The sequence below is a fragment of the Thalassolituus sp. UBA2590 genome, from assembly GCF_002339775.1.
In the GTDB taxonomy this organism is placed as follows: Bacteria; Pseudomonadota; Gammaproteobacteria; order Pseudomonadales; family Oceanobacteraceae; genus Thalassolituus.
The window spans coordinates 1-22,295 of the sequence record NZ_DDKU01000035.1; the positions used below are offsets into that span (position 1 = coordinate 1).

General features: G+C 46.5%; 21 protein-coding genes and 1 tRNA gene. 15 read left to right on the plus strand and 7 right to left on the minus strand.

Features of this window, described 5'->3' with window-relative positions; genetic code table 11:
• From B2067_RS03035 to B2067_RS03070, 9 genes are all read left to right on the plus strand, one after another.
• The coding region (locus tag B2067_RS03035; protein WP_301387403.1) for a GDP-mannose 4,6-dehydratase at positions 1–549 on the plus strand (549 nt) is incomplete at its 5' end.
• A 27-nt stretch (positions 550–576) separates the two neighbouring features.
• Positions 577–1,536 carry a GDP-L-fucose synthase gene (fcl, locus tag B2067_RS03040; RefSeq protein WP_301377490.1) on the plus strand — a complete coding sequence of 320 codons (960 nt, stop codon included), beginning with the start codon at positions 577–579 and terminating at the stop codon, positions 1,534–1,536.
• 200 nt (positions 1,537–1,736) lie between these two features.
• A complete protein-coding gene (locus tag B2067_RS03045; protein ID WP_301377488.1) occupies positions 1,737–2,354 on the plus strand; it encodes a CatB-related O-acetyltransferase in 618 nt (205 codons plus the stop codon).
• Complete coding sequence (locus tag B2067_RS03050; RefSeq protein WP_301377486.1) at positions 2,347–3,363, plus strand: glycosyltransferase family 10 domain-containing protein; 1,017 nt, start codon at positions 2,347–2,349, stop codon at positions 3,361–3,363. Before B2067_RS03045 ends, B2067_RS03050 begins: the two co-directional genes overlap by 8 nt.
• The gene (locus tag B2067_RS03055) at positions 3,360–4,223 is read left to right on the plus strand and encodes an alpha-1,2-fucosyltransferase (protein WP_301377484.1); all 864 of its coding nucleotides are present in this window, start codon (positions 3,360–3,362) and stop codon (positions 4,221–4,223) included. The genes B2067_RS03050 and B2067_RS03055 overlap by 4 nt, the downstream gene beginning before the upstream one ends.
• On the plus strand, positions 4,223–5,650 hold the full coding sequence (locus B2067_RS03060) for an oligosaccharide flippase family protein (protein WP_301387404.1): 1,428 nt from the start codon (positions 4,223–4,225) through the stop codon (positions 5,648–5,650). The genes B2067_RS03055 and B2067_RS03060 overlap by 1 nt, the downstream gene beginning before the upstream one ends.
• Positions 5,651–5,739: 89 nt before the next feature.
• Complete coding sequence (locus tag B2067_RS16060) at positions 5,740–6,705, plus strand: EpsG family protein (RefSeq protein WP_369598038.1); 966 nt, start codon at positions 5,740–5,742, stop codon at positions 6,703–6,705.
• A gap of 8 nt (positions 6,706–6,713) precedes the next feature.
• On the plus strand, positions 6,714–7,562 hold the full coding sequence (locus B2067_RS03065; protein ID WP_301377481.1) for a glycosyltransferase: 849 nt from the start codon (positions 6,714–6,716) through the stop codon (positions 7,560–7,562).
• 14 nt (positions 7,563–7,576) lie between these two features.
• Positions 7,577–8,359, plus strand: a complete 783-nt coding sequence (locus B2067_RS03070) for a glycosyltransferase (protein ID WP_301377479.1) — start codon at positions 7,577–7,579, stop codon at positions 8,357–8,359.
• On the opposite strand, the gene B2067_RS03075 is transcribed toward B2067_RS03070, so the two are convergent.
• The 4 genes from B2067_RS03075 to galU form a co-directional block, all read right to left on the minus strand.
• On the minus strand, positions 8,354–9,106 hold the full coding sequence (locus B2067_RS03075) for a glycosyltransferase family 2 protein (protein WP_301377477.1): 753 nt from the start codon (positions 9,104–9,106) through the stop codon (positions 8,354–8,356). The two genes, B2067_RS03070 and B2067_RS03075, sit on opposite strands and share 6 nt — an antisense overlap.
• Complete coding sequence (locus B2067_RS03080) at positions 9,107–9,985, minus strand: sugar transferase (protein WP_301387406.1); 879 nt, start codon at positions 9,983–9,985, stop codon at positions 9,107–9,109.
• Between the two features lie 431 nt (positions 9,986–10,416).
• Positions 10,417–10,492: transfer RNA gene (locus B2067_RS03085), tRNA-Asn, on the minus strand.
• A 140-nt stretch (positions 10,493–10,632) separates the two neighbouring features.
• Positions 10,633–11,469 (minus strand): UTP--glucose-1-phosphate uridylyltransferase GalU, encoded by an 837-nt coding sequence (gene galU, locus B2067_RS03090; RefSeq protein ID WP_068440867.1) that lies wholly within the window; start codon positions 11,467–11,469, stop codon positions 10,633–10,635.
• 327 nt (positions 11,470–11,796) lie between these two features.
• Between galU and zwf the strand changes: the two genes are divergently transcribed.
• From zwf to B2067_RS03115, 5 genes are read left to right on the plus strand one after another with little or no spacing between them, the layout of a single operon-like run.
• Positions 11,797–13,254, plus strand: a complete 1,458-nt coding sequence (gene zwf, locus B2067_RS03095; RefSeq protein ID WP_301387407.1) for a glucose-6-phosphate dehydrogenase — start codon at positions 11,797–11,799, stop codon at positions 13,252–13,254.
• Between the two features lie 32 nt (positions 13,255–13,286).
• Positions 13,287–13,988: a 6-phosphogluconolactonase gene (gene pgl / locus B2067_RS03100; RefSeq protein WP_068440872.1), complete on the plus strand. Its 702-nt coding sequence runs from the start codon at positions 13,287–13,289 to the stop codon at positions 13,986–13,988.
• Positions 13,988–15,814 carry a phosphogluconate dehydratase gene (edd, locus tag B2067_RS03105; RefSeq protein WP_301387408.1) on the plus strand — a complete coding sequence of 609 codons (1,827 nt, stop codon included), beginning with the start codon at positions 13,988–13,990 and terminating at the stop codon, positions 15,812–15,814. Before pgl ends, edd begins: the two co-directional genes overlap by 1 nt.
• 18 nt (positions 15,815–15,832) lie before the next feature.
• Positions 15,833–16,441, plus strand: a complete 609-nt coding sequence (gene eda, locus B2067_RS03110) for a bifunctional 4-hydroxy-2-oxoglutarate aldolase/2-dehydro-3-deoxy-phosphogluconate aldolase (protein ID WP_076516151.1) — start codon at positions 15,833–15,835, stop codon at positions 16,439–16,441.
• A 9-nt stretch (positions 16,442–16,450) separates the two neighbouring features.
• Positions 16,451–18,193: a sugar phosphorylase gene (locus tag B2067_RS03115; RefSeq protein ID WP_076516153.1), complete on the plus strand. Its 1,743-nt coding sequence runs from the start codon at positions 16,451–16,453 to the stop codon at positions 18,191–18,193.
• Between the two features lie 80 nt (positions 18,194–18,273).
• On the opposite strand, the gene B2067_RS03120 is transcribed toward B2067_RS03115, so the two are convergent.
• The 3 genes from B2067_RS03120 to B2067_RS03130 are packed head-to-tail and all read right to left on the minus strand — an operon-like array spanning position 18,274 to position 21,243.
• Positions 18,274–19,500 (minus strand): glycosyl transferase, encoded by a 1,227-nt coding sequence (locus tag B2067_RS03120; protein WP_076516155.1) that lies wholly within the window; start codon positions 19,498–19,500, stop codon positions 18,274–18,276.
• Positions 19,493–20,308: an HAD-IIB family hydrolase gene (locus B2067_RS03125; protein ID WP_301387409.1), complete on the minus strand. Its 816-nt coding sequence runs from the start codon at positions 20,306–20,308 to the stop codon at positions 19,493–19,495. The genes B2067_RS03120 and B2067_RS03125 overlap by 8 nt, the downstream gene beginning before the upstream one ends.
• A complete protein-coding gene (locus B2067_RS03130) occupies positions 20,308–21,243 on the minus strand; it encodes a hypothetical protein (protein ID WP_301387410.1) in 936 nt (311 codons plus the stop codon). The genes B2067_RS03125 and B2067_RS03130 overlap by 1 nt, the downstream gene beginning before the upstream one ends.
• Positions 21,244–21,445: 202 nt before the next feature.
• Here B2067_RS03130 and B2067_RS03135 point away from each other — a divergent pair, with 202 nt between their 5' ends.
• The gene (locus B2067_RS03135) at positions 21,446–22,294 is read left to right on the plus strand and encodes a prephenate dehydratase (RefSeq protein WP_301387412.1); all 849 of its coding nucleotides are present in this window, start codon (positions 21,446–21,448) and stop codon (positions 22,292–22,294) included.
• The last annotated feature ends 1 nt before the right edge of the window (position 22,295 follow it).

Sequence of the window (22,295 nt, forward strand, 5' to 3'; positions counted from 1 at the left end):
CGTGGCGAAACCTTCGTTACCCGTAAGATCACCCGCGCTCTGGCGAACATCTCTCAAGGCCTCGAGAAGTGTCTGTATCTTGGCAACATGGATGCACTCCGTGACTGGGGGCACGCCAAAGACTACGTACGTATGCAGTGGATGATGCTGCAGCAAGACACCGCAGAAGATTTTGTAATCGCTACGGGTAAGCAGATTTCTGTTCGTGAATTTGTTCGCCTGTCCGCTAAAGAGCTGGGTATTACACTGCGCTTTGAAGGCGAAGGTGTTGAAGAAGTTGCCATCGTTGAAGCGATCGAGGGCGACAATGCTAAAGCTCTGAACGTCGGTGACACCATCGTTCGCGTTGACCCTAAATACTTCCGCCCTGCAGAAGTAGAAACCCTGTTGGGTGATCCTTCAAATGCGAAGAATAAGCTGGGCTGGACGCCAGAAATCACCGTTGAAGAAATGTGCGCTGAGATGGTTCAGTCGGACCTACAGAAAGCGAAGCAGCATGCCCTGCTAAAAGAGCATGGCTTTGATGTCGCTGTTGCGATTGAAAGCTGAGCCTCAGGCAAGGAGAGAGGTAGAGCTATGAAGCGCATATTCGTTGCTGGACACAAGGGAATGGTGGGATCAGCCATCGTTCGTCAGCTGTCAGAGCAAACAGACGTTGAGCTGATTGTGCGAGACCGCACTCAGCTCAACCTTCTGAATCAGGCAGAGGTCCAGGCATTCTTTGAAGAAGAGAATATTGACCAGGTGTATCTGGCTGCGGCTAAGGTAGGTGGCATTATTGCCAACAATACCTATCCAGCGGAGTTCATCTACGAGAACCTCATGATCGAATGCAATATAATTCACTCCGCGCACCTGGCGGGAGTGAATGATCTGTTGTTCCTGGGTTCATCCTGTATCTATCCTAAGCTGGCCGAGCAGCCAATGTCCGAGAGCGCTTTGCTTACTGGGACTCTTGAACCGACCAACGAACCGTACGCAATCGCTAAGATTGCTGGTATTAAACTCTGCGAAAGTTACAACCGTCAGTATGGTCGTAACTACCGTAGCGTGATGCCAACGAACCTGTACGGCGAAAACGATAACTTCCATCCTGATAACTCCCACGTTATTCCTGCGTTAATGCGTCGCTTTCATGAAGCCAAGCTCAATGATGTGCCAGAAGTGGTGGTATGGGGCACGGGCAAACCAATGCGAGAGTTTTTGCACGTGGACGATATGGCCGCGGCCAGTATTTTTGTGGCGAATGTGAGTGATGAAATCTATCAGTCATGCACTGAGCCTATGCTGTCGCATATTAATGTGGGTACGGGTGTGGACTGCACTATCTCAGAGATGGCACACACCATGGCCGAAGTGGTCGGGTATAAAGGCAAAATTACCTTTGATACGACCAAGCCAGATGGTGCACCGCGCAAGCTCATGAATGTGGATACGCTTAAGAAACTAGGTTGGACGTACAACATCGAGCTGAAAGAAGGTCTGGCCAGTACGTATGCGTGGTTTTTAGAACACCAGGACGATTTTCGCGAATAGTTCAACGCAAGCCCTGTCATGTTTTTGAATATTCTATTTTGAACAATTTTTGTCGGGTTGCGGGCATCGGAGCAGCTTGGAATTCTTCGATGTATTGCGTGGCTTTAACCAAACGCTAGTTTCGACTGCTAAAGTCTGATGAAGGGTGGCATAACCATAGCTCAGCGTACCTTTTATCAATGATTGCACAAGGCTAAGATATGGATACTGTAGACAGGATATTTTTAGGCTTACGAAAGATAGTTGCGAATACTGTGAACAGTGTTGTAAATATATTTCGTAAGGACGTGCTAGTAGAATCCTCTGAAGTACATCGTAGCGTTGTTATTGGTAAGGGATCACAAGTTAAGGTTGGTACCGCAATTGACCCGGCGAGTACTATAGGTTCATACGTATACATCGGGAAATATTGTAACGTGACCAGAGCTAACATCGGTTCCTATGTCTCAATTGCTAATGGTGTATCAATTGGTCAGGGTGAGCATGATATTACAAGAATAAGCACAAATTCGTTATTCTATGAGAGTGCTTATGATGAGCTGACAAAGGAAGACCTCATCATCGAGGAGGATGTATGGATTGGGGCTGATTCTATTGTATTGAGAGGTGTTGTTATTGGGCGAGGAGCTGTAATCGGTGCTAATAGTGTTGTTACTAAAAGTGTTCCTCGTTATGCCGTCGTTGTAGGGGCTCCTGCTAGGGTAATTAAATACCGGTTCTCAAATGATCGTATCGCTAGTATTGAAAAATCTGAATGGTGGACCTATAGCCCAACGGACGCTAGATTAATATTTAAAAGAATTACTGAAAATGTATAAAAAGGCTAGTTTGGTAGTTGATTACCATCTGAATAATAAAATATTTGACATTGATGACTGTGCGGTCAATAGGGATAACTATGGCTATTCCATATGGCTCTTAAAAGAGAGATTAAAAGCGAAAGGATATGAGCTTTCAACTTGTGATATTAATCGGCCTTCAGATTCTGAACTTGTTATATATTTTGACTACCCTGTTAACGGCATTGAAAACACCTCTGCCATAAAAATTCTATGTCTCTTTGAAAACGAAATTATAAAACCAGAGAATGCACCGTCATCGGAATTTGATGCTTTTGATTATATACTCTCATGGAATGACAATTATCTATCTATCCCTAATTTTAGAAAGTTTAACTATACTCATAAACTTAATCGCCCATATGACTTCATAAATGCCCCTTCATTCGGGGAAAGAAAACTGTGTGCTTTAATTTCAGCAAATAAAATGGTTAACCATCCTCTGGAGCTATACTCCGAAAGGCAGCGAGCAATATCATGGTTTGAAAATAATGCCCCTGAGGATTTTGATTTGTATGGAATAGGCTGGGATGAGTTTACTAATGATGGTAGTTTCAAAAATAGATTGTTGAATAAACTTACTCCATTTTCGAACTTCGCTAAGAAAACGTATCCATCGTATAGTGGAAGGGTAACATCTAAAAATGATACCCTTAGAAACTATAGATATAGTATTTGCTTTGAAAACGCTTCAGGATTTCCTGGCTATATATCAGAAAAAATATTTGACTCACTAATGGCAGGCTGTATTCCTGTCTATCTTGGAGCCCCAAATATATCAGATTACATCCCCTCAGGGTGCTACATAGATTTTGGAGTATTCAGTTCATATGATGAGTTACATAATTACCTTGTTGGAGTTTCAGAAGATGAATTCAATAGTCGCCAGCGTGAGATTGAAAGGTTCTTGAACTCAAAAGAATCTAATCAGTTCGAAGCTAATCGTTTTCCTGATTTGATACTTCAGTGTTTGGAGGATAGTTTATGATTACGGTAAAACTAAACGGGGGCTTAGGAAACCAATTATTTCAGTACGCGACAGGTAGGGCTCTTTCACTCAAGTGGGGCGTTCCCTTACGTCTGGATACTTCAAATTATCTCTATTATAATGTTCACCCCCTGCGTATTCAGAATATGAATCATAACTGTGAAATTTATTCTCACGCTGGGAGAGTATATAAAGCGATTAACAGCGTTAAGTTCCAACGTTTATTGTCGATGTTTGGGCTGAGGAGCGATTTATATATAGAGGATTCGATAGAATTTGATCCCGCAGTACTTAGCTTAGGGCCGGGAGCGACAATTTATGGGTATTTCCAGTCCGAAAAATACTTCTCTAGTATTAGAGAGAGGTTACTAGAAGAAATTTCAGTTAAAGACGCTAGCTTACTACCCATAAGGCAGCAGATTCACGACATAAAGAGCTGTAATAATAGTATTTCTGTGCACGTCAGAAGAGGCGATTATGTGACAAATGCTTCTGCTAATGATGTTCATGGTCTTTGTAAGTTAAATTATTTTTCAAGTGCAGTTGAGTTCGTATTGAAGTCATCGAAAGAGAAAAGTGCAAAGATATATGTTTTTTCGGATGATATCGAATGGTGCAAGAGTAACTTAAAACTGGATTACGAATGCATATATATAAGTGGTCAAGAGAATGCTCCTGAGTTGGATATGCATTTGATGAGTCTATGTAAACACAATATTATTTCTAATAGTACGTTTAGTTGGTGGGCAGCGTGGTTAAATAGAAACGAAGAAAAGGTTGTTGTTGCGCCAGATAAGTGGTTTCAGAGCAAAACGCTAAGCTCTGAGGATCTAGTTCCTGGTAATTGGGCCAGGCTTTAATGATCAAGTTAGGTGGTATCAAAACAGGAGTATTAGCACTCGTAGTTGGAAAAATTTTACAGGTATCGATTGCACTCATATCCGTCAGGTTGATGACCAGTTATTTGTCTGAAGTTGAGGTAGGTAAGTACTATCTGGTTCTTGCTGTGATGACCTTACTAAATTTTGGTCTATTGAATGCACCAGGACAATATTTTAACAGGAAAGTTATAGATTATAGTTTAAACGGAGTTCTAGTATCCGCTTCTCTAATATTACTGTTTTATAGGTTGTTGTTAATTTTACTTGGCCTGGCTGTAACTGGCGTCGCGTACTACGCTCTTAGCCTTAGCCAAAATTTTGAAATTGAACCATTTTATCTTGTTATAGCCTTAGCTTTACTCGGCGGTACAACATTAGTTATATCGAACTCTATTAATATACTAGGTCATCGTTTAGCATTTGTTATTATAAATACAGCGTATCTTTCACTTGGTTTACTGTTTTCTGTGGTGTTGATATCTTTCTATCAGAAAAGCGCTTTAGCATGGTACGCAGGACTTGCTATTGGACAACTACTTCTTCTTATCCCATCTCTATATATAGTTTTTTCTTTGGATAAATCAAGAGTAGGTCTTCAGATATACAATGGAGATGAATTTAAGCGTATAGTTCTATTCTGCGCGCCTTTGGTGGTTACTCTATTACTGCAGTGGGCTAATAATAGCGGTTATAGATTTGTGATTAATGATATATACAGTGTCGAGGTTTTAGCGAAGGTTTCTGTAGCTATTGCTGTTGCTGCTGCAATCTTCGGAGCGATTGAAAGCCTTGTGAACCAATATTATCTCCCGCTTTTCTATAAAGATATAACTCATGCTAATAAAGAAGAAAGGGTAGCTATATTTGAAGACTATTTCTCGAGAATAATTAAGATATATTTATGTATCCTGATGTTTATATTTGTCTTTTCGAAGAGCATATTAGTGATTCTTGTCGACCCCAAGTTTCACGGTGTTTGGCTTCTCTTATCGATTGCGGTGATTATAGAGTTTTCAAGAGCAGCAACAAATGTACTTTATTGGATATCTCAATCTGAATTAAGGACAGGGGGCACTGCTTGGCCATATGCAGGAGGGTTATCTTTATGGCTGATTATTCTTTACAGCGTCGATTTCACCGGCTATGAGTGGGGTATTCCGCTCACTATAGGTGTGGGTGGGGCAGTTACCTTTAGTCTGATGTTTATCTCTATGCGAAAGTTACTGCCAGTAGGGATGTCAATCTCTAAGCGCTATGTAGCTAGCTTGCTAGTAGTCGCAACGTTCTATTTTGCAATATCATTCTTATTTTCGTCAACATCGTTGTTATTTAGTATAGCTCTCGTTGGTTTGTGTGGGTTGCCCTTACTTTATTTTATTTATTGCATAGATCAGAATAAGATGTGAGGTGAACTTTGTTAGTTTATATTCTATTTCAAGTTTTAATTGCATGGTTACTTCTCACAAAGTTTAAATATAGACTAGAGCTGTCGTTCTTGTTCCTTTTCGTTTTTTCTGCTATTCGCTTTGATGTTGGTTATGACTTTTTGTCTTATTACACAGCGATAGCAGATTACGGTGGCGACACTGAGACTTTCAGACGTTTCGGTTTTTTTCACGGTATCCTCATTAAGCTGTCAAGCTACCTAGAGTTTTTTCAGCTATATTTTATACTAACATCATTTTTCTTTTATTATTTTTTCTATCTTGTCATTAGGGATTTTAGCGACTTCCCGGTTGTTTCTTTGATGGTGTTTATCGCAATTCCTTTTTTCTTCTTAATGTCTTTTAATTTTATAAGACAGTTTTCAGCCCTAATATTAGTTTACTATGGGTTTCGATATATCTTCGAAAGGAGAGTGGTTAGCTATTTTCTGATTGTGCTCCTCGCAAGCTCGATTCATTATACGTCTATAATAGCGCTTCCTTTATACTACCTATATTCCCGACGATTCCACTGGATGGTGTACGTACTGGTCTTGATATCTTCTTTTTTTGCATTTCCTCTGGCTAAATATATGGTTTCTGTTTTAGTTCCTGGTTACTCTCACTATCTTGACAGTCCTAATAAGGGGGGAGCGGTATTTCAATTCTTTATTTTTATTTTGTCATCGTTATTTTTAGCATTGGGACAGTATCGAGGAGATGTATATCGTCGGTTCTATTTTGATGTCTTTATTTTGGGGGTCGTTTTGTATAATACATTTCAACCGATAGGTTTTGCTGGGACTAGGGTCAGTTATTACTATCTTTTTTCCTTGGTATTATTGGTACCGAAACTATTTATTAGTGTAAGGCCGCGGCAATTTCTTGCGATATTTTTCTTATTGATTTCTATATTGTTCTTAATTAGCTTGGTATTGCATTCGAAAGTTGGTACGCGAAGTCCATCTATTCCATACTCTATATTTTTCGGCAAAACTATAGAGGACATTAGGCCTTATGATTGGGTTAAGGAGTAATATAGTAAATGTCCAATAGATACATATCAGTTATCCTTCCAGTATATAATGCTGAAAGTTATATTGAACGCGCAGTTCAGAGTATTTTATCGCAGACTTTCCGTGATTTTGAACTGATTTGTATTGATGATGGCTCGTCTGATTCGTCACTTGATATTCTCAAACAATTTGATGATCCCAGAATAAGGCTTTACACTCGTGAAAATAGGGGCCTTATAGCGACGTTAAATGAAGGACTTTCGCATGCCAGGTACAGATATATCGCCAGAATGGATGCCGACGATATTTCATTACCAGAACGGTTCGAGAAGCAACTTCAATTAATGGATAGGTATCGGCTGGGGGTAGTGGGCTGTAGCTATGAATATATAGACAAAGCTGATCAACCTGTTGGGGTGAGAAAGCTGTCAAGTGTACCTTTCCTAAATTCATGGCTGTTGGAGTTTGGATCTTCTTTCTGTCATCCATCGGTAATATTTGATCGTGATATTTTAGGCCCAAACCTGAGGTATGCCATCGAATGTCGCTCCTATGAAGACTACGAATTATGGCTTCGTCTAAGATCAGCTGGTATTCGAATGGCGAATACACCAGAGATCTTGTTCAAGTACCGTATACTTGATTCTAGTGTTTCTCGTACGATGGCTGATCTGCAATCTTCTGGTAGCGCTACTGTCTTAAGTAAATATTCGAAGTTTCTAACTAGTATTGACGATTGTCACTACATGTTGTTTGGTAGGAAGTCAGGCAGTAGTACAAGGTGGGCTTTATATAAAAATCTACGTTTGTCGTTTCTGGCGTTTAGGCACTGTGGCTTATTCAGAGCCCTATTTGTATTTGTATATCTTCTAAGGTGAAATTGGGAAAAATTATGGCTTGTTTAGATCTGCTCTTTTCAACGTATGAGGATCGGATATATGACTTGATATCTACTCTACCTAAATATAAAGAGGGCCAGAAGATTATAATAGTTCATCAAACTATGAGATCTGAAGGATTCGATAGAGTTAATAAGTTTTTCCAGCAGAGGAGTGACGTCACTTATGTTAAACAATTTTCATATGGGGTTACGAAGAGTCGTAATTTAGCTATAACTCTAGCAACTTCTGATTATATTTTATTTTGCGATGATGACGTTGTCTATACCGATAACCTGTATGATATAGTGGTCGGTGCATTGCAGAATTCAGTGGCATGTACTTTTCGAGTTGCTTCTACGGAAGGTGGCTTTACGAAAGAATTCTCAGAATTCTCAAAGAGGCACACACGTCTTTCTATTTTATCTGTAGGTACGATAGAAATAGCGTGCCAAAGAGAGTTTTTGATCGAGCATTCTATTAAATTTCCTGAAGATCTTGGAGCCGGTGCTCGCTATCCTTGTTGTGATGAGCCGGTATTTCTTTCTAGAATTATTGATAAAGGTGCTAGTGTCACTTATGTGCCGATTACAATATGCGCGCATCCAGCGATTAGCAGCGGAATGTCATTAAATTCCGGTGTCGGAATTATGTCTCGACTGATTGCTTTTAAATATATATTTGGTAGATTTTTTTATATTCCACTATTTATATTATTCTGCCTGAAGAATATTAATAAAATTGGGTTTAAAGCATTGCTTTCACTTATTAAGATTTTGATAGAGAGGAGGTTATAGAAGTTTCTTTTGTAATCCTTTTATTGAGTAAATAATCATCTTAGTAACTGATTCAAGGAACGAAAGTCCTACTACATTCCGATAAAAATGCCACTGTGCTTTCACAACAGATACTTTTCGGCGTGTCATTCCAGTATCTGTTCGGTACTTTGCTAAGTTTTTGGGAAGGCAGAATGCTTTCTCCGTAGTTTTGAGTAGTTCAAGCCAGAGTGCCATATCTTGGCGTTTTCGGATCTTAGGCATGTACCTCTTGCCCAGCTTTAGTTGGTCGTACACTACAGTTAAACAGCCAATACAGTTTGAATATAATAGCTTATTGTAGGTGATATGCGCTGGAGCTTTGACAATTGATCCAGGTACTCCACTCGTCAACTTTTGGTAGTATGTGTAGGTGAAATAGTAGTTATTTCGTTGCATGAATAGTATCTGATCACTTAACTTGTTCGGGTCCCAAAGGTCATCTGAATCAAGAAAAGCTATATAGCGACCGGCAGCATTTCGAATAGAGTTGTTTCTCGCGACCCCAGCTCCACTATTCTCGTTTAGCCTGAATAGTTTAATACGTGAGTCATTAAATGATGCCACTGCTTCGATGGTTCCATCACTTGAGTGATCATCTGTAATTAATAGTTCCCAATTAGGGTAGGTCTGTTCCAATACCGATTGTATCGACTCTTTGACAGTACGCTCCGAGTTGTAGGTCGGCATGATAATAGATACTAGTTCAGAACATAGATCACTGCTCATTTATCTAGCCCCGAACCCTGTCAACATCGTCTTTATCGTCTTAAAGACGATGTCTAGGTCCAGCCAAATGCTCAGATTTTTTACATAGTAAAAATCGTGAGCAAGTTTTTCTCGCGTCTCATCTTCATCAGCAGCGTAGCCGTGAGTTACTTGTGCCCAGCCAGTAATGCCTGGCCTCACGATGTGCCGGAAGCTATACAAGGGAATGACTTTTTCAAACTCTTGAACGAAAGCTGCTTGCTCGGGGCGTGGGCCTATAAGAGCCATATCACCCTTCAGGATATTCAAAAACTGCGGAAGCTCATCAATCCGCATTTTCCGTATAAATTTACCTATACGTGTAATTCGTGGGTCATCTTCGCCCGCGAATTGAGCACCGTTCGCTTCAGAGTCAGTACGCATACTACGGATTTTGTACATGCTGAACTCACGACCACCCTTGCCTACTCGACGCTGTACAAAGAAGGCTGGTCCCTTTGATTCTAACTTTACCGCTATGGCTACTATGATGATGAAAGGCACGGTAACAGGTGAAGTGGCTAGTATGAGAGACGACTCAAGCAAACGCTTCGCAGTCAGGTAAGCTTGCGAGGGTAGGAGCTCATGTCCTGCAAGCTCGCCGTAGTGGTCGAGAGGGCTTTTTCCTGAAATTGATTCATAGGCAGCTACTGAATCCATTACGGGAGTGTCTTTTGAGAGCTCTTCTGCAATGAATTGCTGCCATTCTGCAGGGAGCTGCTCATTGCTATCCACTATGATGCCGATCGTGTCAGGGGCGGTAAACGATGGCTTTTCAAGTGCATAGAACTTGGATGGGTTCAGCCTGATTAATTCCTGGTAGAAACCAAATGGAATAACTGCGTAGCGTCCAGTTTGCAAGTGCTGTCTGAGCTTGAATTCGGAGTATGTGACGATTGGAACTACACACAAGGATAGAAGTAAAACCGAGCGCGAATAATCGATACGCGTGAATATGATAACTGCAGTAATAGATAGCAGAGAAACCGTAAGCACCGGGATCATGTAAGACAGTGGTCTATTCCCGGGGAATCTGCCCAGGTTATGGAGAGTAACGCTCGAAATAAGATAGCCGATCAGTGATCCGCACAGCACGTTCAGAAACTGAGGTGCTTTTAGATTTAATCCGGTAAAGAGGACTGAGCCCAATGTGATAAGCGAAGCACAAATAAATAGCCCGAGAAGGACGGTAGTGCTGTGTATCAGGAAAGATTTTCGAGAGAGTGACGCTGGCTGCAGGGAGCTGTCAATCGCGTGTCCTTGTACCATGCCGCCGACCTTGGAAAAAGAAGTGGCTCCCCGAGCTGGACTTGAACCAGCGACCAATAGATTAACAGTCTACTGCTCTACCGACTGAGCTATCGGGGAACATCTCAACAGCGGGACGAATATTACGGATTTACCCGGATGTCGTCAACACCTTTGTTTCAAAAAATCATAGAAAACAAAAAGATAGAGGAAACATCAGGGCTGCGCGGCAGCCCTGATGCGTATCCTCAGACGAGGGCTTATTTGCCCTGTTTGAAGATATTCTCGTAGACATAGTTGGTCGCTTCAACGAAACCGTCGATGCTACCGCAGTCGAAGCGGGTACCGCGGAACTTATACGCCAGTACACAGCCTTCCTGAGCCTGCTTCAGCAGGGCATCAGTGATCTGAACCTCACCGTTTTTGCCCGGAGGTGTATCTTCGATCTTGTCGAAGATGTCCGGTGTCAGAATGTAGCGGCCAATAATCGCCAGATTGCTTGGTGCATCTTCTTTGGCTGGCTTCTCAACCATATCGGTTACGCGGAAGAGGCCGTCTTTCATCTCTTCGCCAGCAATCACGCCGTACTTATGCACTTCGTCTTCAGGCACTTCCTGTACTGCAACAATAGAGCAGCGGAACTGAGAGAAGACTTTAACCATCTGAGCCAGTACGCCTTCACCGTCGTCACCAGCAACACATAGGTCATCGGCCAGAACAACGGCAAATGGCTCGTCACCCATCAGGTATTTGCCGGACAGAATCGCGTGGCCCAGACCTTTCATATGGTTCTGGCGTTTGAAGGCAAATTCGTTTTCATCGATGAGGGTGCGGATAGAGGTCAGCAGGCTTTCCTTACCAGAACCTTCGATTTCTTTTTCGAGCTCGTAGGAGATATCGAAATGGTCAGCAATGGCACGTTTACCACGGCCTGTGATGAAACCTATGCGATCAATACCAGCCTCAGTTGCTTCTTCTACGCCATACTGTACGAGCGGCTTGTTAACGATCGGGAGCATCTCTTTGGGCATTGCTTTGGTTGCTGGGAGGAAGCGGGTTCCGTATCCGGCTACCGGGAATAGGCATTTGCGAATCATTGACGTCTTTCCTTGTTCAGACATGTAGTTTGTAACCTCTGATTAGGGGGCAGATTATGGCAGATTTGTTACCGTTTTGCGTCACCCTGCAGTATCGCCCTGATTTTTTATCGAGCACGGAAACGCTCGCCCTGAATCACAATGGTGCAAGTATGATGCCGACGGTATGGAACGTGCTTGCTATCTGAGTAGAGCCGGCCTTTGCCCATGAAGCATTCGATGCGGGCGCTCAGGAAAAGCAGGCTGGCTTCAAGTATTGATTGGAAGGTAAGTGGAAGCCGTGAGAGGATGAAGCTACGCCCCAAAATGAATCACCGGAGGTAATGAATGCACATTGATGCACCGTTTGAACTGGTTCTGTTCGGTGGGCTGGGTGATCTGGCTTTGCGTAAGCTGATGCCAGCACTGTTTTTACTGGAGAGAGACGGACGCCTGCCCGATGGCGCCATCTATGCGGTAACGCGTCGCGACATGAATAGAGACGAGTTCGTGGCCAAAATCGAGAAATCGGTCAAGTCGCATGTGCCCTCTAATTATCTGGAAAAGGAACCTCTCGATCGCTTCCTGAGTAAGGTGCATTGCCTGACGCATGACGTGAACGATCACCAGGGATACAAGAACCTGAGTAAGACCCTGTCTTCCGATGACATCAACCGGTTGTATTACATGGCGACTGGTTCTGATCTTTACACGCCAGTATGTAAGGGACTGCATGACGCCGGCCTGATACAGAGTCAGAGTAAGATTGTTCTTGAGAAGCCGATTGGTCACGACCTTGGTACTGCACAGGCGATCAATGACACCGTAGCTGAGTACTTCAAAGAAAAGCAGATCTACCGTATCGACCACTACCTCGGAAAAGAAACGGTTCAGAACCTGATGGTACTGAGGTTTGCGAATTCGCTGTTCGAATCGCAGTGGAATCAGAATTACATCGACCATATCCAGATTACGATTTCTGAGCAACTTGGTGTTGAGCAGCGCGCAGGCTTCTACGAGCATGTCGGGGCAATGCGGGATATGTTTCAGAATCACTTGCTGCAACTATTATGTATCACCGCGATGGAGCCGCCGGCCAAGCTTGAGCCAGATGCCGTACGCGACGAGAAAGTAAAAGTACTGAAGGCGCTCAAGCCGATTACAGGCACCGCGATTAATGAGAATGTGGTGAGAGGTCAGTACGATTCTGGTGTCGCGGAGGGGAAACCCGTTCCACGCTACCGTGATGAACCCGGTGTGCATCACAAGTCTCTGACTGAAACCTTTATTTCAGCGAAGGTAGAGATCGACAACTGGCGCTGGGCCGGGGTGCCTTTTTATCTTCGTACCGGTAAGCGCCTGGCTGAGCGTGCCTGCGAGATCGTAGTGCAGTTTAAAGAAATTCCACACTCGATTTTTCCGCTGCAGCATAAAAATACCATGGCCAATAAACTGATATTCAGACTTCAGCCGGATGAGGGGGTGCGGCTGATGTTGTGTGAAAAGCGTGTTGGCCCAGGTATGAATGTTCGCCCGATGAATCTCAGCCTGAATCCATCGAATCAGCGACAGACCCGCGTCCCGGAGGCTTATGAACGACTCCTTTTTGATGCGCTTAGCGGAAACGCTACCTTGTTTTTACGGGATGATGAATTGCTGGAAGCCTGGCGCTGGGTGGACCCGATTATTAAACACTGGGAAGAGCAGGAGCAACGTCCAGAACCTTATACCGCAGGTAGCTGGGGCCCAGCGGCCGCTACTCTGTTACTCGCACGCGATGGTCGCTTGTGGGATGAGAACAGTTGAGTTCGTCGATAATAATAATGGAGATACGATAAATGACAGACAACAGATTTAAATCAGCAGATGCACTGGCTCGCCAGCTGGCTGATGACCTCGCAGGAAAAATGCGTGAAGCGATTGAGGCGCGTGGTCGCGTGTGTATTGCAGTAAGCGGTGGGTCAACGCCGGTACGTTTTCTTGAAGAACTTTCAAAGCGAAAGCTGGACTGGAGTAAAGTACGTATCACTCTCGTTGATGAGCGCTGGGTACCTTTGGATGACGCGGCAAGTAACGCTGCGCTGGTGCGTCGCCACCTGCTGCAGAACGAAGCAGAACAAGCGTATTTTCTGCCATTAAAAAATGCTGCAACTAATCCTGTCGACGGTTTTATGGAGTGTGAAAACAGCCTTCACGAATTAATGGTCAGGCTCGATTTTGCCGTTCTCGGTATGGGCAATGATGGCCATACTGCGTCCTGGTTTCCAGGTTCTGCAGCGCTACCTAAGTGCCTTGATGAAGGAAATGCAGCCTGGTGTTGCCCAGTCACTGATGAACCCGTGGACCTGCCGCGCATGACGCTGACCTGGGGGCTTCTGTCTAATTGCCGTCATCTGTACCTTCATTTTGAGGGGGATGAAAAAAATCGTGTTTATGCCCAGGCTCAGAAAGAGGATGAGCGGCAGAACATCAGCGCGATGCCGATCCGTACCGTGCTGTACCAGTCTCAGGTTCCATTAAGTATTTTCCGGAGCGAGTAATGACGCATCGCATTATTGAAGACGTTACAGAAAAAATTCGTCAGCGAAGTCTCGATACGAGAGCCAGGTATCTGTCTCAGATGGAAGACGCTGCGCAGCAGGGGCCGGTGAGAACAGCTTTAAGCTGTACGAATCTGGCGCATGATTATGCTTCTGCCAGTGACGATGAAAAAATGATTCTGACGAGCAGCAGTCGCGGCGCTAACGTTGCCATCATTAATGCGTACAACGATGTGCTTTCGGCACACGCACCTTATCGCCACTATCCCGAAAAATTGAAAACTTATCTGGCAGAAAAGCATCACGTCGCGCAGGTTGCAGGCGGAGTTCCGGCAATGTGCGATGGTGTTACTCAAGGTCAGACCGGGATGGAAATGTCTTTGTTCAGCCGTGATGTGATCGCCATGAGCACTGCGGTTGCACTGTCACATCAAGTATTTGATGGCAGTCTGATGCTGGGCATCTGTGACAAAATTGTTCCGGGGCTGTTGATGGCGGCACTGCGTTTTGGCCATTTACCCGCGGTATTTGTTCCGTCTGGCCCGATGCACAGTGGTATCAGCAATTCGGATAAAGCCAAGACCCGCCAGGCATACGCCCGGGGGGATGTTGGCGAGGCCGAGCTACTCAAAAGCGAAATGGGGTCCTACCACAGCGAAGGCACCTGTACCTTTTACGGTACCGCGAATTCCAACCAGATGCTGATGGAGATCATGGGGTTGCAGTTACCCGGATCGTCTTTTGTCAGCCCGAACGGCCCATTAAGAGATGCCCTGACCCGGGCCGCAGCGCATCAGTTGGCTGAAATCACCGCCTTGGAACCCGGCTATATGCCGATCGCCAGAATCGTTGATGAGAAAGTCATGGTGAATGCCATGGTGGGTCTGCTGGCGACCGGTGGTTCTACGAATCACAGCATCCATCTCGTCGCCATTGCCCGAATGGCCGGCATTGTTATCGACTGGCAGGACATGGCGGAGCTGTCCGATGTTGTGCCATTACTGACCCGTATGTACCCCAATGGCAGCGCCGACGTGAATGCGTTCGAGGTGGCGGGTGGTATGCCTTTCCTGATCAGAGAACTGCTCGATGCGGGGCTCCTACATAAAGACGTGAATACTATCCTGGGTGAAGGTTTACGCCAGTGGTGCAGAAAGCCTGTGCTTGATGCGTCCGGTGAACTTGCTTGGGAGGATGTGGCTGCTGAGTCCGCAGACCTGTCTGTGTTGGCACCTGCGCACGCGCCGTTTCTGCGTGAGGGGGGCATGAAGCTAGTGAGTGGAAACCTTGGGCGTGCTGTCATGAAGGTTTCTGCAGTGCCTGATGACCGCTGGGTCATTGAAGCCCCGGCGCGTGTCTTTCTGGATCAGCAAGAGGTACTGACGGCGTATCAGGCTGGCGAGCTGAATCAGGACGTGATTGTCGTGGTGAAGGGGCAGGGACCACGGGCGAACGGGATGCCAGAACTGCATCAACTGACGCCAGCACTGACTAACCTGCAGGAAGCCGGATATCGGGTTGCACTGGTGACTGACGGTCGGCTTTCTGGTGCATCAGGAAAAGTGCCTGCAGCGATACACCTCAGCCCTGAAGCTTTGGTTGATGGTCCGCTTCACTATATTGAAGATGGAGACCTGATCCGCCTTGACGGTCATGCCGGAACACTTGAGGTGGCAACGGCGGGGTTTGAGGAACGTCTTGCAGAAACGCGTGATCCGCTCGATGTCAGTGCGTCGTCGCACGGTGTCGGGCGCGAACTATTTGCCGGATTCAGAGCACTGGCAGGGCCAGCGGATGAAGGTGCAATCAGTCTTGGAGGCGTGTGATTATGGAGGGTGATAAGTATGTGGGATGAGTGGCTTACAAAATCAAAGCCTGTAATGCCGGTGATTGTCATTGATGATATTGATACCGCTGTACCTATGGCACAGGCGCTTGTTGCCGGCGGTGTGAAATTGCTTGAAGTAACCTTGCGGACGCCGGCAGCTCTGGCCGCTATCAGTGAAATCAGCCGTAACGTGCCAGAGGCGATTATCGGTGTCGGCACCGTTACGTCGCCAGATCAGTTACACGCTGCACTGAATCGGGGCGCGCAATTCGCTGTAAGTCCGGGGTTTACGCCGAATCTGCTGGCCGCTGCATCGGAGTGGGGTGGGCCTTTCCTACCCGGTGTGGCGACACCGAGTGAAGTTATGCAGGCACGCGAAGCCGGCTTCACAAAAATGAAATTCTTTCCTGCGGTTCCAAGTGGCGGTCGCTCTATGCTGAAAGCCATAGGAGCCCCCATGCCTGAGGTCAGCTTCTGTCCTACAGGTGGAATCAGCGCTGAGACGTACCACGATTTCCTTGCACTGGATAACGTGTTTGCCGTGGGAGGTAGCTGGTTAACTCCTCCTGATCTGATGTCGGCACGGAACTGGCAAGCGATAAAAGACCTGGCTTCAGATATTTAAGGGAAACGCATGACTCAGGCGGCACTGGATCAATTTACCCAACGTGTTACAGAGATTTATGGTGACGCGCAGAACAACCAACAGATCGCACGGGAAATTCTGACCATCTGTCAGTGTTTTGCAGATAAAACATCCCGGTGCGTGCTCGAAGTACCCACAGCAACCGGACATAAACGTTGGTCAGAAGAAGACGTCATTCTCATTACCTATGGTAATAGCGTTCAGACCGCCGATGAAATGCCGTTGAAAACGCTCTCCGATTTTCTTAAAGAGCGACTCGCGGATGTTATAAATTCGGTCCACATTCTACCGTTTTTTCCGTATAGCTCTGACGATGGTTTTTCTGTTATTGACTATCGCCAGGTACACCCGGATTGGGGCACATGGGAGGACGTTGCCTCGATCGCTGATAATTTTGATCTGATGATTGATCTGGTGATTAATCATTGCTCGCGCGAAAACCTGTGGTTTATTGATTACATCGGTAACCGGGAACCCTACACAGATTATTTTATTGAAGTTGACCCGGCCACGGATGTCTCACTGGTAACTCGGCCCCGCAACACACCATTGTTGACGCCCGTGCACACGCACCGGGGTGTTCGTCATGTCTGGGCGACATTCTCTGAAGATCAGATTGACCTTAATTTTGCAAACCCCGAGGTCCTTTTCGAGTTTGTTAAAATCTACCTGTTTTATATCGAGCAGGGCGCGCGCTTTATCCGCCTCGATGCCGTGGCATTTTTATGGAAGCAGTTAGGCACGACCTGTCTGCACCTCAGTCAAACGCACGCTGCGGTAAAATTACTACGTGATATCGTGAATTTCGTTGCACCGGAAGTCGTCGTTATTACAGAAACCAACGTGCCGGTAAAAGAAAATCTGAGCTACTTCGGTAATTCAGACGAAGCTCATATGGTCTACCAGTTTGGATTACCGCCACTGGTGCTGCACGCATTAAACCGCGGTAATGCCTCCTTTCTGAGTGACTGGGCTGATGCCATTCCACCTCTCCCTGAGGGCTGTAGTTACCTGAATTTTACAGCGTCTCATGATGGTATTGGTGTCCGTCCTGTCGAAGGCTTGCTACCTGAGCGGGAAGTTCAGGATCTGATCGACTCTATGCACCGCTTCGGCGGATTCGTAAGCATGAAGGCCAATAGCGACGGCTCCGAAAGCCCGTATGAAATTAATATCACCTTGTTCGATGCCTGTATGGGAACCCGTCGTGGCCCGGATCATCATCAAGTACAGCGGTTCCTGTGTTCTCAGGCAATAATGCTGGCCATGCAGGGGATTCCTGCGGTCTATATTCACAGTCTGACGGCGTCTCCGAATGATCTGGAGCATGTTGAACAGACGGGGCGTACACGCTCGATTAATCGCCGCATCTGGGAAGAGCATGAGCTGGAATACCTGCTCTCGAATCCAGTGACGCCTCAGGCCGAAGTCTTTACCGAGCTTACCCGTATGCTGAGAATTCGTCGGGCCCAGCCAGCCTTCAGCCCGGATGCCCGCCAGGACGTGGTCAAAATTAATACCGACCTCTTTATTCTGAAGCGCACCAGCGAAGATAACAGTCAGCGTATATTCGCAATTTCCAACGTGACCGAGCGTATTCTGAAACTACCTCTGGCTACGCTGGGCTTTCTTGAAAATGGCTTGTCTGATTTGCTTGCGCATGAGAAACGTATTGTTGAAGACGAGCTGGTACTGTATCCGTACCAGACGGTGTGGTTATCAAACACCTGAGTTTCAGAGCTTGATAATGACCTGATAAAAAAGCCCCGCAGTGCGCAGTGCGGGGCTTTTTTCTGAAGCTACCTGAGTTATCAGATATCCCCAAATTCGCTGTTGTCAGCTTCTACCGCTTCATAAAGACGGTCGAGAATATCAGGTACTGCAGAAATCACCCGGTTCCAGCTAGGAATAAATGGTGTCTCCATTGGGTTCGCCAGGAAGTGCTCACCGGCATTCATGATATTTTCAGCAAACAACTCAACAGCCTTTTCTTCTGAGTGACGATCCAGTTCGAGGCCGTTCATACGTGCATCATTGTGGTAGGTTTCGATAAAATCGAGTGCCACGCGGAAGTAGGTTGCTTTGATCGTACGGAAGGTTTCGGTTGTGAAAACTTCGCCCTGGGTTGCCAGCTTACGGAAGATAGCTTTACAGATGTCTGTGCTCATCTTCGACAGGCCTGCGCTTGCATCTGCTTCTGACAGAGGCTGGTGTTTATGGTCGTAAACATCTGCAATATCGACCTGGCAGATACGATTGGTTGCATAGTTACGCTTCATTTCTGAAAGAACACCGATCTCGAGACCCCAGTCGCTCGGTATGCGAATATCGTTAAGCGCATCTGCGCGCATAGAAAATTCACCGGAAAGTGGGTAACGGAAGCTGTCCAGGTATTCAAGAAAATCGAGTGAACCATAGACTTTCTTGAGAGCGCGAAGCAGGGGCGTTACCAGCAACCGGCTGACTCGACCATTCATTTTTTGCTCAGCAATGCGTGTGTAGTAACCCTTACCAAAGACGTAATTAAAACCAGGGTGAGCAACTGGATAAATCAGGCGTGCCAGCAAGCTACGGTCGTAGGTAACAATATCGCAGTCATGAAGCGCAACAGACTCGGCGCGGCCACTGGCAAGAACGTAGCCGTAGCAGTACCAGACGTTGCGACCTTTACCCATTTCGGTGGGGGACAGGCCTTTCTCTGCCAGCATTTCATCCAGCTTGCGTAGACGTGGGCCATCGTTCCAGAGGATGCGGTGGTGCTGTGGTAACTTGGAGAAGAATTTCTGAGCAAATTCATATTGAGATTGATCTGCGCGGTCGAGGCCAATCACGATCTCATTCAGGTAAGGCACCTGGGCGACTTCATCGATAATGTTGGATAGCGCAGGGCCCTCAAGTTCCGAGAACAGGGATGGCAGAACCAGCGACATAGGCCGCAGGCGTGAGAAGCTCATCAGTTCGCGTTCAAGGTCTTCCACCGGACGGTCGGTCAGGTTATGTAGCGTGGTTACAATGCCGTTCTGATAAAAATCAGCCACCGCAATTCTCCTTAAGCAGTTTTTCTAACAATGGTAGTAAGGTGTTATTCCAGCCCTTAGGGCCCTTAAATTCAGCGGTCTGAGCTTCAGGGTTATTCAGCTCAAGAGTATCGGATTCGCCCGGTATCACAACCGGGTAGTCCGAGGCTTCGAGCATGGCACGGTCATTCTCCCCATCGCCGAGTGAAATCACCAAAGGAGCTTCGTTGAGCCCCCAGTGTTGACGATAGAAGTCTTTAAAAAAAGTAACGGCAGACGCTTTATCAGCATCGCCCATCACATGATAGAAACGGCCGCCTTTGAGTAGCCTCATGCCGTGTGCCAGCAATGCTTCGCGGAATACAGTAATTTCGGATTTTTCGCCGCGCCAGAGCAGAGGTTCGGTGGCTGCTCGCTGGCGTGCGTGGTGCGCGTCATCGATCGACAACCCTGTAATGGCTGCGACTTCGGTGTCCGTCATATCGTTGAAACCACGGAAATTAAATCCGTCTTTGCGCAACTGATTGAGCACTTTCAGTATATCTGCGTAACCTGCGCCGGGGAGTTCACAATGCCATTTGTCATCGCTGTCTACGTAGTAGATAGCGCCACCGTTCTCGCACACATAGGGAGATGTATTAGCCAGCTGACGCCGTAACTGAATTACTTCTGGCTGCGTTTTACTGGTATTGAATATCAGCGGAATATGGTGCTGTTGAAGAAAATTCAGAGCTTCACGTGCGGCTGATGTGCTGTAGTCGTGGTGGTCGAGGAGAGTCCCATCCAGATCAGTCAGGACAATAACAGGTAATGTAGGAATTGAACTCATTAGGTTGGGCTTCCCGGTTGGACGTCGGCAACTTTGTGCGCGTCGTTAATCACGAGTACCAGATTGGCAATATCCGGCAGTCGGGTCAACGCCTGTTGGGTCAGTCGCTCATAATGTTGTATGAAGCGCCTGATGCCAGCGTCATCAAGACTGCGGTCAGTTCCGCCTTTCGCCATTTTTTTATTGCCGACTTCCTGTTCAGTGCGCCACCGTTGGACAGCACTCATGTCAGGGACTTTGAGCATCAGCAAGTAATCAATCATGCTGAACCAGGTCTTATAATCACCAGCGAGTTGCTGGTTTACCCAGCCGCGCCAGGTGCCATCCGGATCTTCATTTGCTTCAAGATCATTAATGGGAGCAGTGAGCAGTGCATCATCAACCGACTGGCAACCCACACACCAGCCTTCGAACAGAATGGCATCAACAGGGCCTTTGACTGTATGCCATTCGGACTCGGGCAGGCGGTCATCACTCGCTTTGTCGAATGCCGGTATCTGGCATTGTGCTCCTGCATCCAGTGAGCGTAAGGTTTCAAACAAGCTTATGCCGCGCTCGACTTCATGGGTGCCCGGAACGCCACGCGTCTGCAGAAGTGGGTGAATCGTCTTGCTAAGATTCTTACGGTCGGCGTGACTGAGATAGAGATCATCAATAGATACAACGACCACATTCCAGTCGAAAGCCTGTTTGTAGATATCCTTCAATGCGAGAGACAGGGTGCTTTTTCCTGATCCCTGGCCGCCATGAACTCCGATAACAGGTGGGACGTCAGAGGACTTGATTGTCTCTGCAAGATACGCCGCCAGTGGCGCCCAGACATGCTCCCACTGAGCGTGCCAGCCGGAAGGAATTCGTGCATCACACGGCGGGCACTGCTGTATTGTCCGCAGCGTTTCGCCATCGGGTTGCAGTGAGGTGGGCCATCCGGGCATAGCGAGACTCCGAGGTTATTTTTTATTGTCTGAATTGTTTGCACGCACTATGCCACTTACGAGGGCGCTGAGATACACTGACGCAATCAGGCACTGCACGCGGCTTCCGGAGCAAAGCGGGATGACGGTGTTTGGTTTCCGTGCATTGTTTTGGTGCATTCGTTAGGTTTGATTTTATGGTGCACAGTTTTGGGGCGTAGTTATGAGTAGAGTGGCATATCAGGGGACAGCAGGGGCTTATTCTCACCTTGCCTGCACTAAGGTCTTTCCGGATTGGGAGCACCTCGCCTGCGACGATTTTATCGGTGCTCTTGATCTCGTAAGTAATGGATTTGCCGAGCGGGCAATGATTCCGTTAGAAAATTCCACTGCGGGCCGTGTAGATGAGATATACCGCCTGATTCCGAGAACTCAGCTGTTCGTGATTGCGGAGCATTTCGAACCAGTAAACCATTGTTTGCTGGCACTCCCAGGGTCATCACTTGATCAAATTAAGCGCGTTCGCTCACATCCGCAGGCATTGGCTCAGTGTCATCAGCGAATGATTAATCTGGGGCTGAAGCAAGAGGCAGCAGTGGATACTGCCATGTCTGCGAAAGGTCTGGCTGAACAAGGCGATCTCAGTGTTGGCGCTATTGCGTCTTCTCTCGCAGCGGAACTTTATGGGTTGCACATCCTGCATGAAAATTTTCAGGACGTTATGGGGAATACCACACGCTTTCTTGTGTTTTCCAGGGAAGCCGAGCACCAGCACTACGATGCAGAAAAGAGATATATGACAAGTTTACTCTTTTCTGTGCGGAATATTCCTGCTGCTTTGTACAAGGCACTGGGCGGCTTTGCGACCAATGGCGTGAATATGGTGAAGTTGGAGAGTTATATGGATGGTGGCACGATGGAGGCCAGCCATTTCCACCTGGATATCTACGGGCATCCGGATCAGCTGCCGGTAGCGAATGCTCTTGAAGAGTTACGCTATTTTGCCCGGGATGTTCGCGTGCTGGGCAGTTACCCTATGCATACGTATCGCAAATCGGCAGCGTTTGTATAAG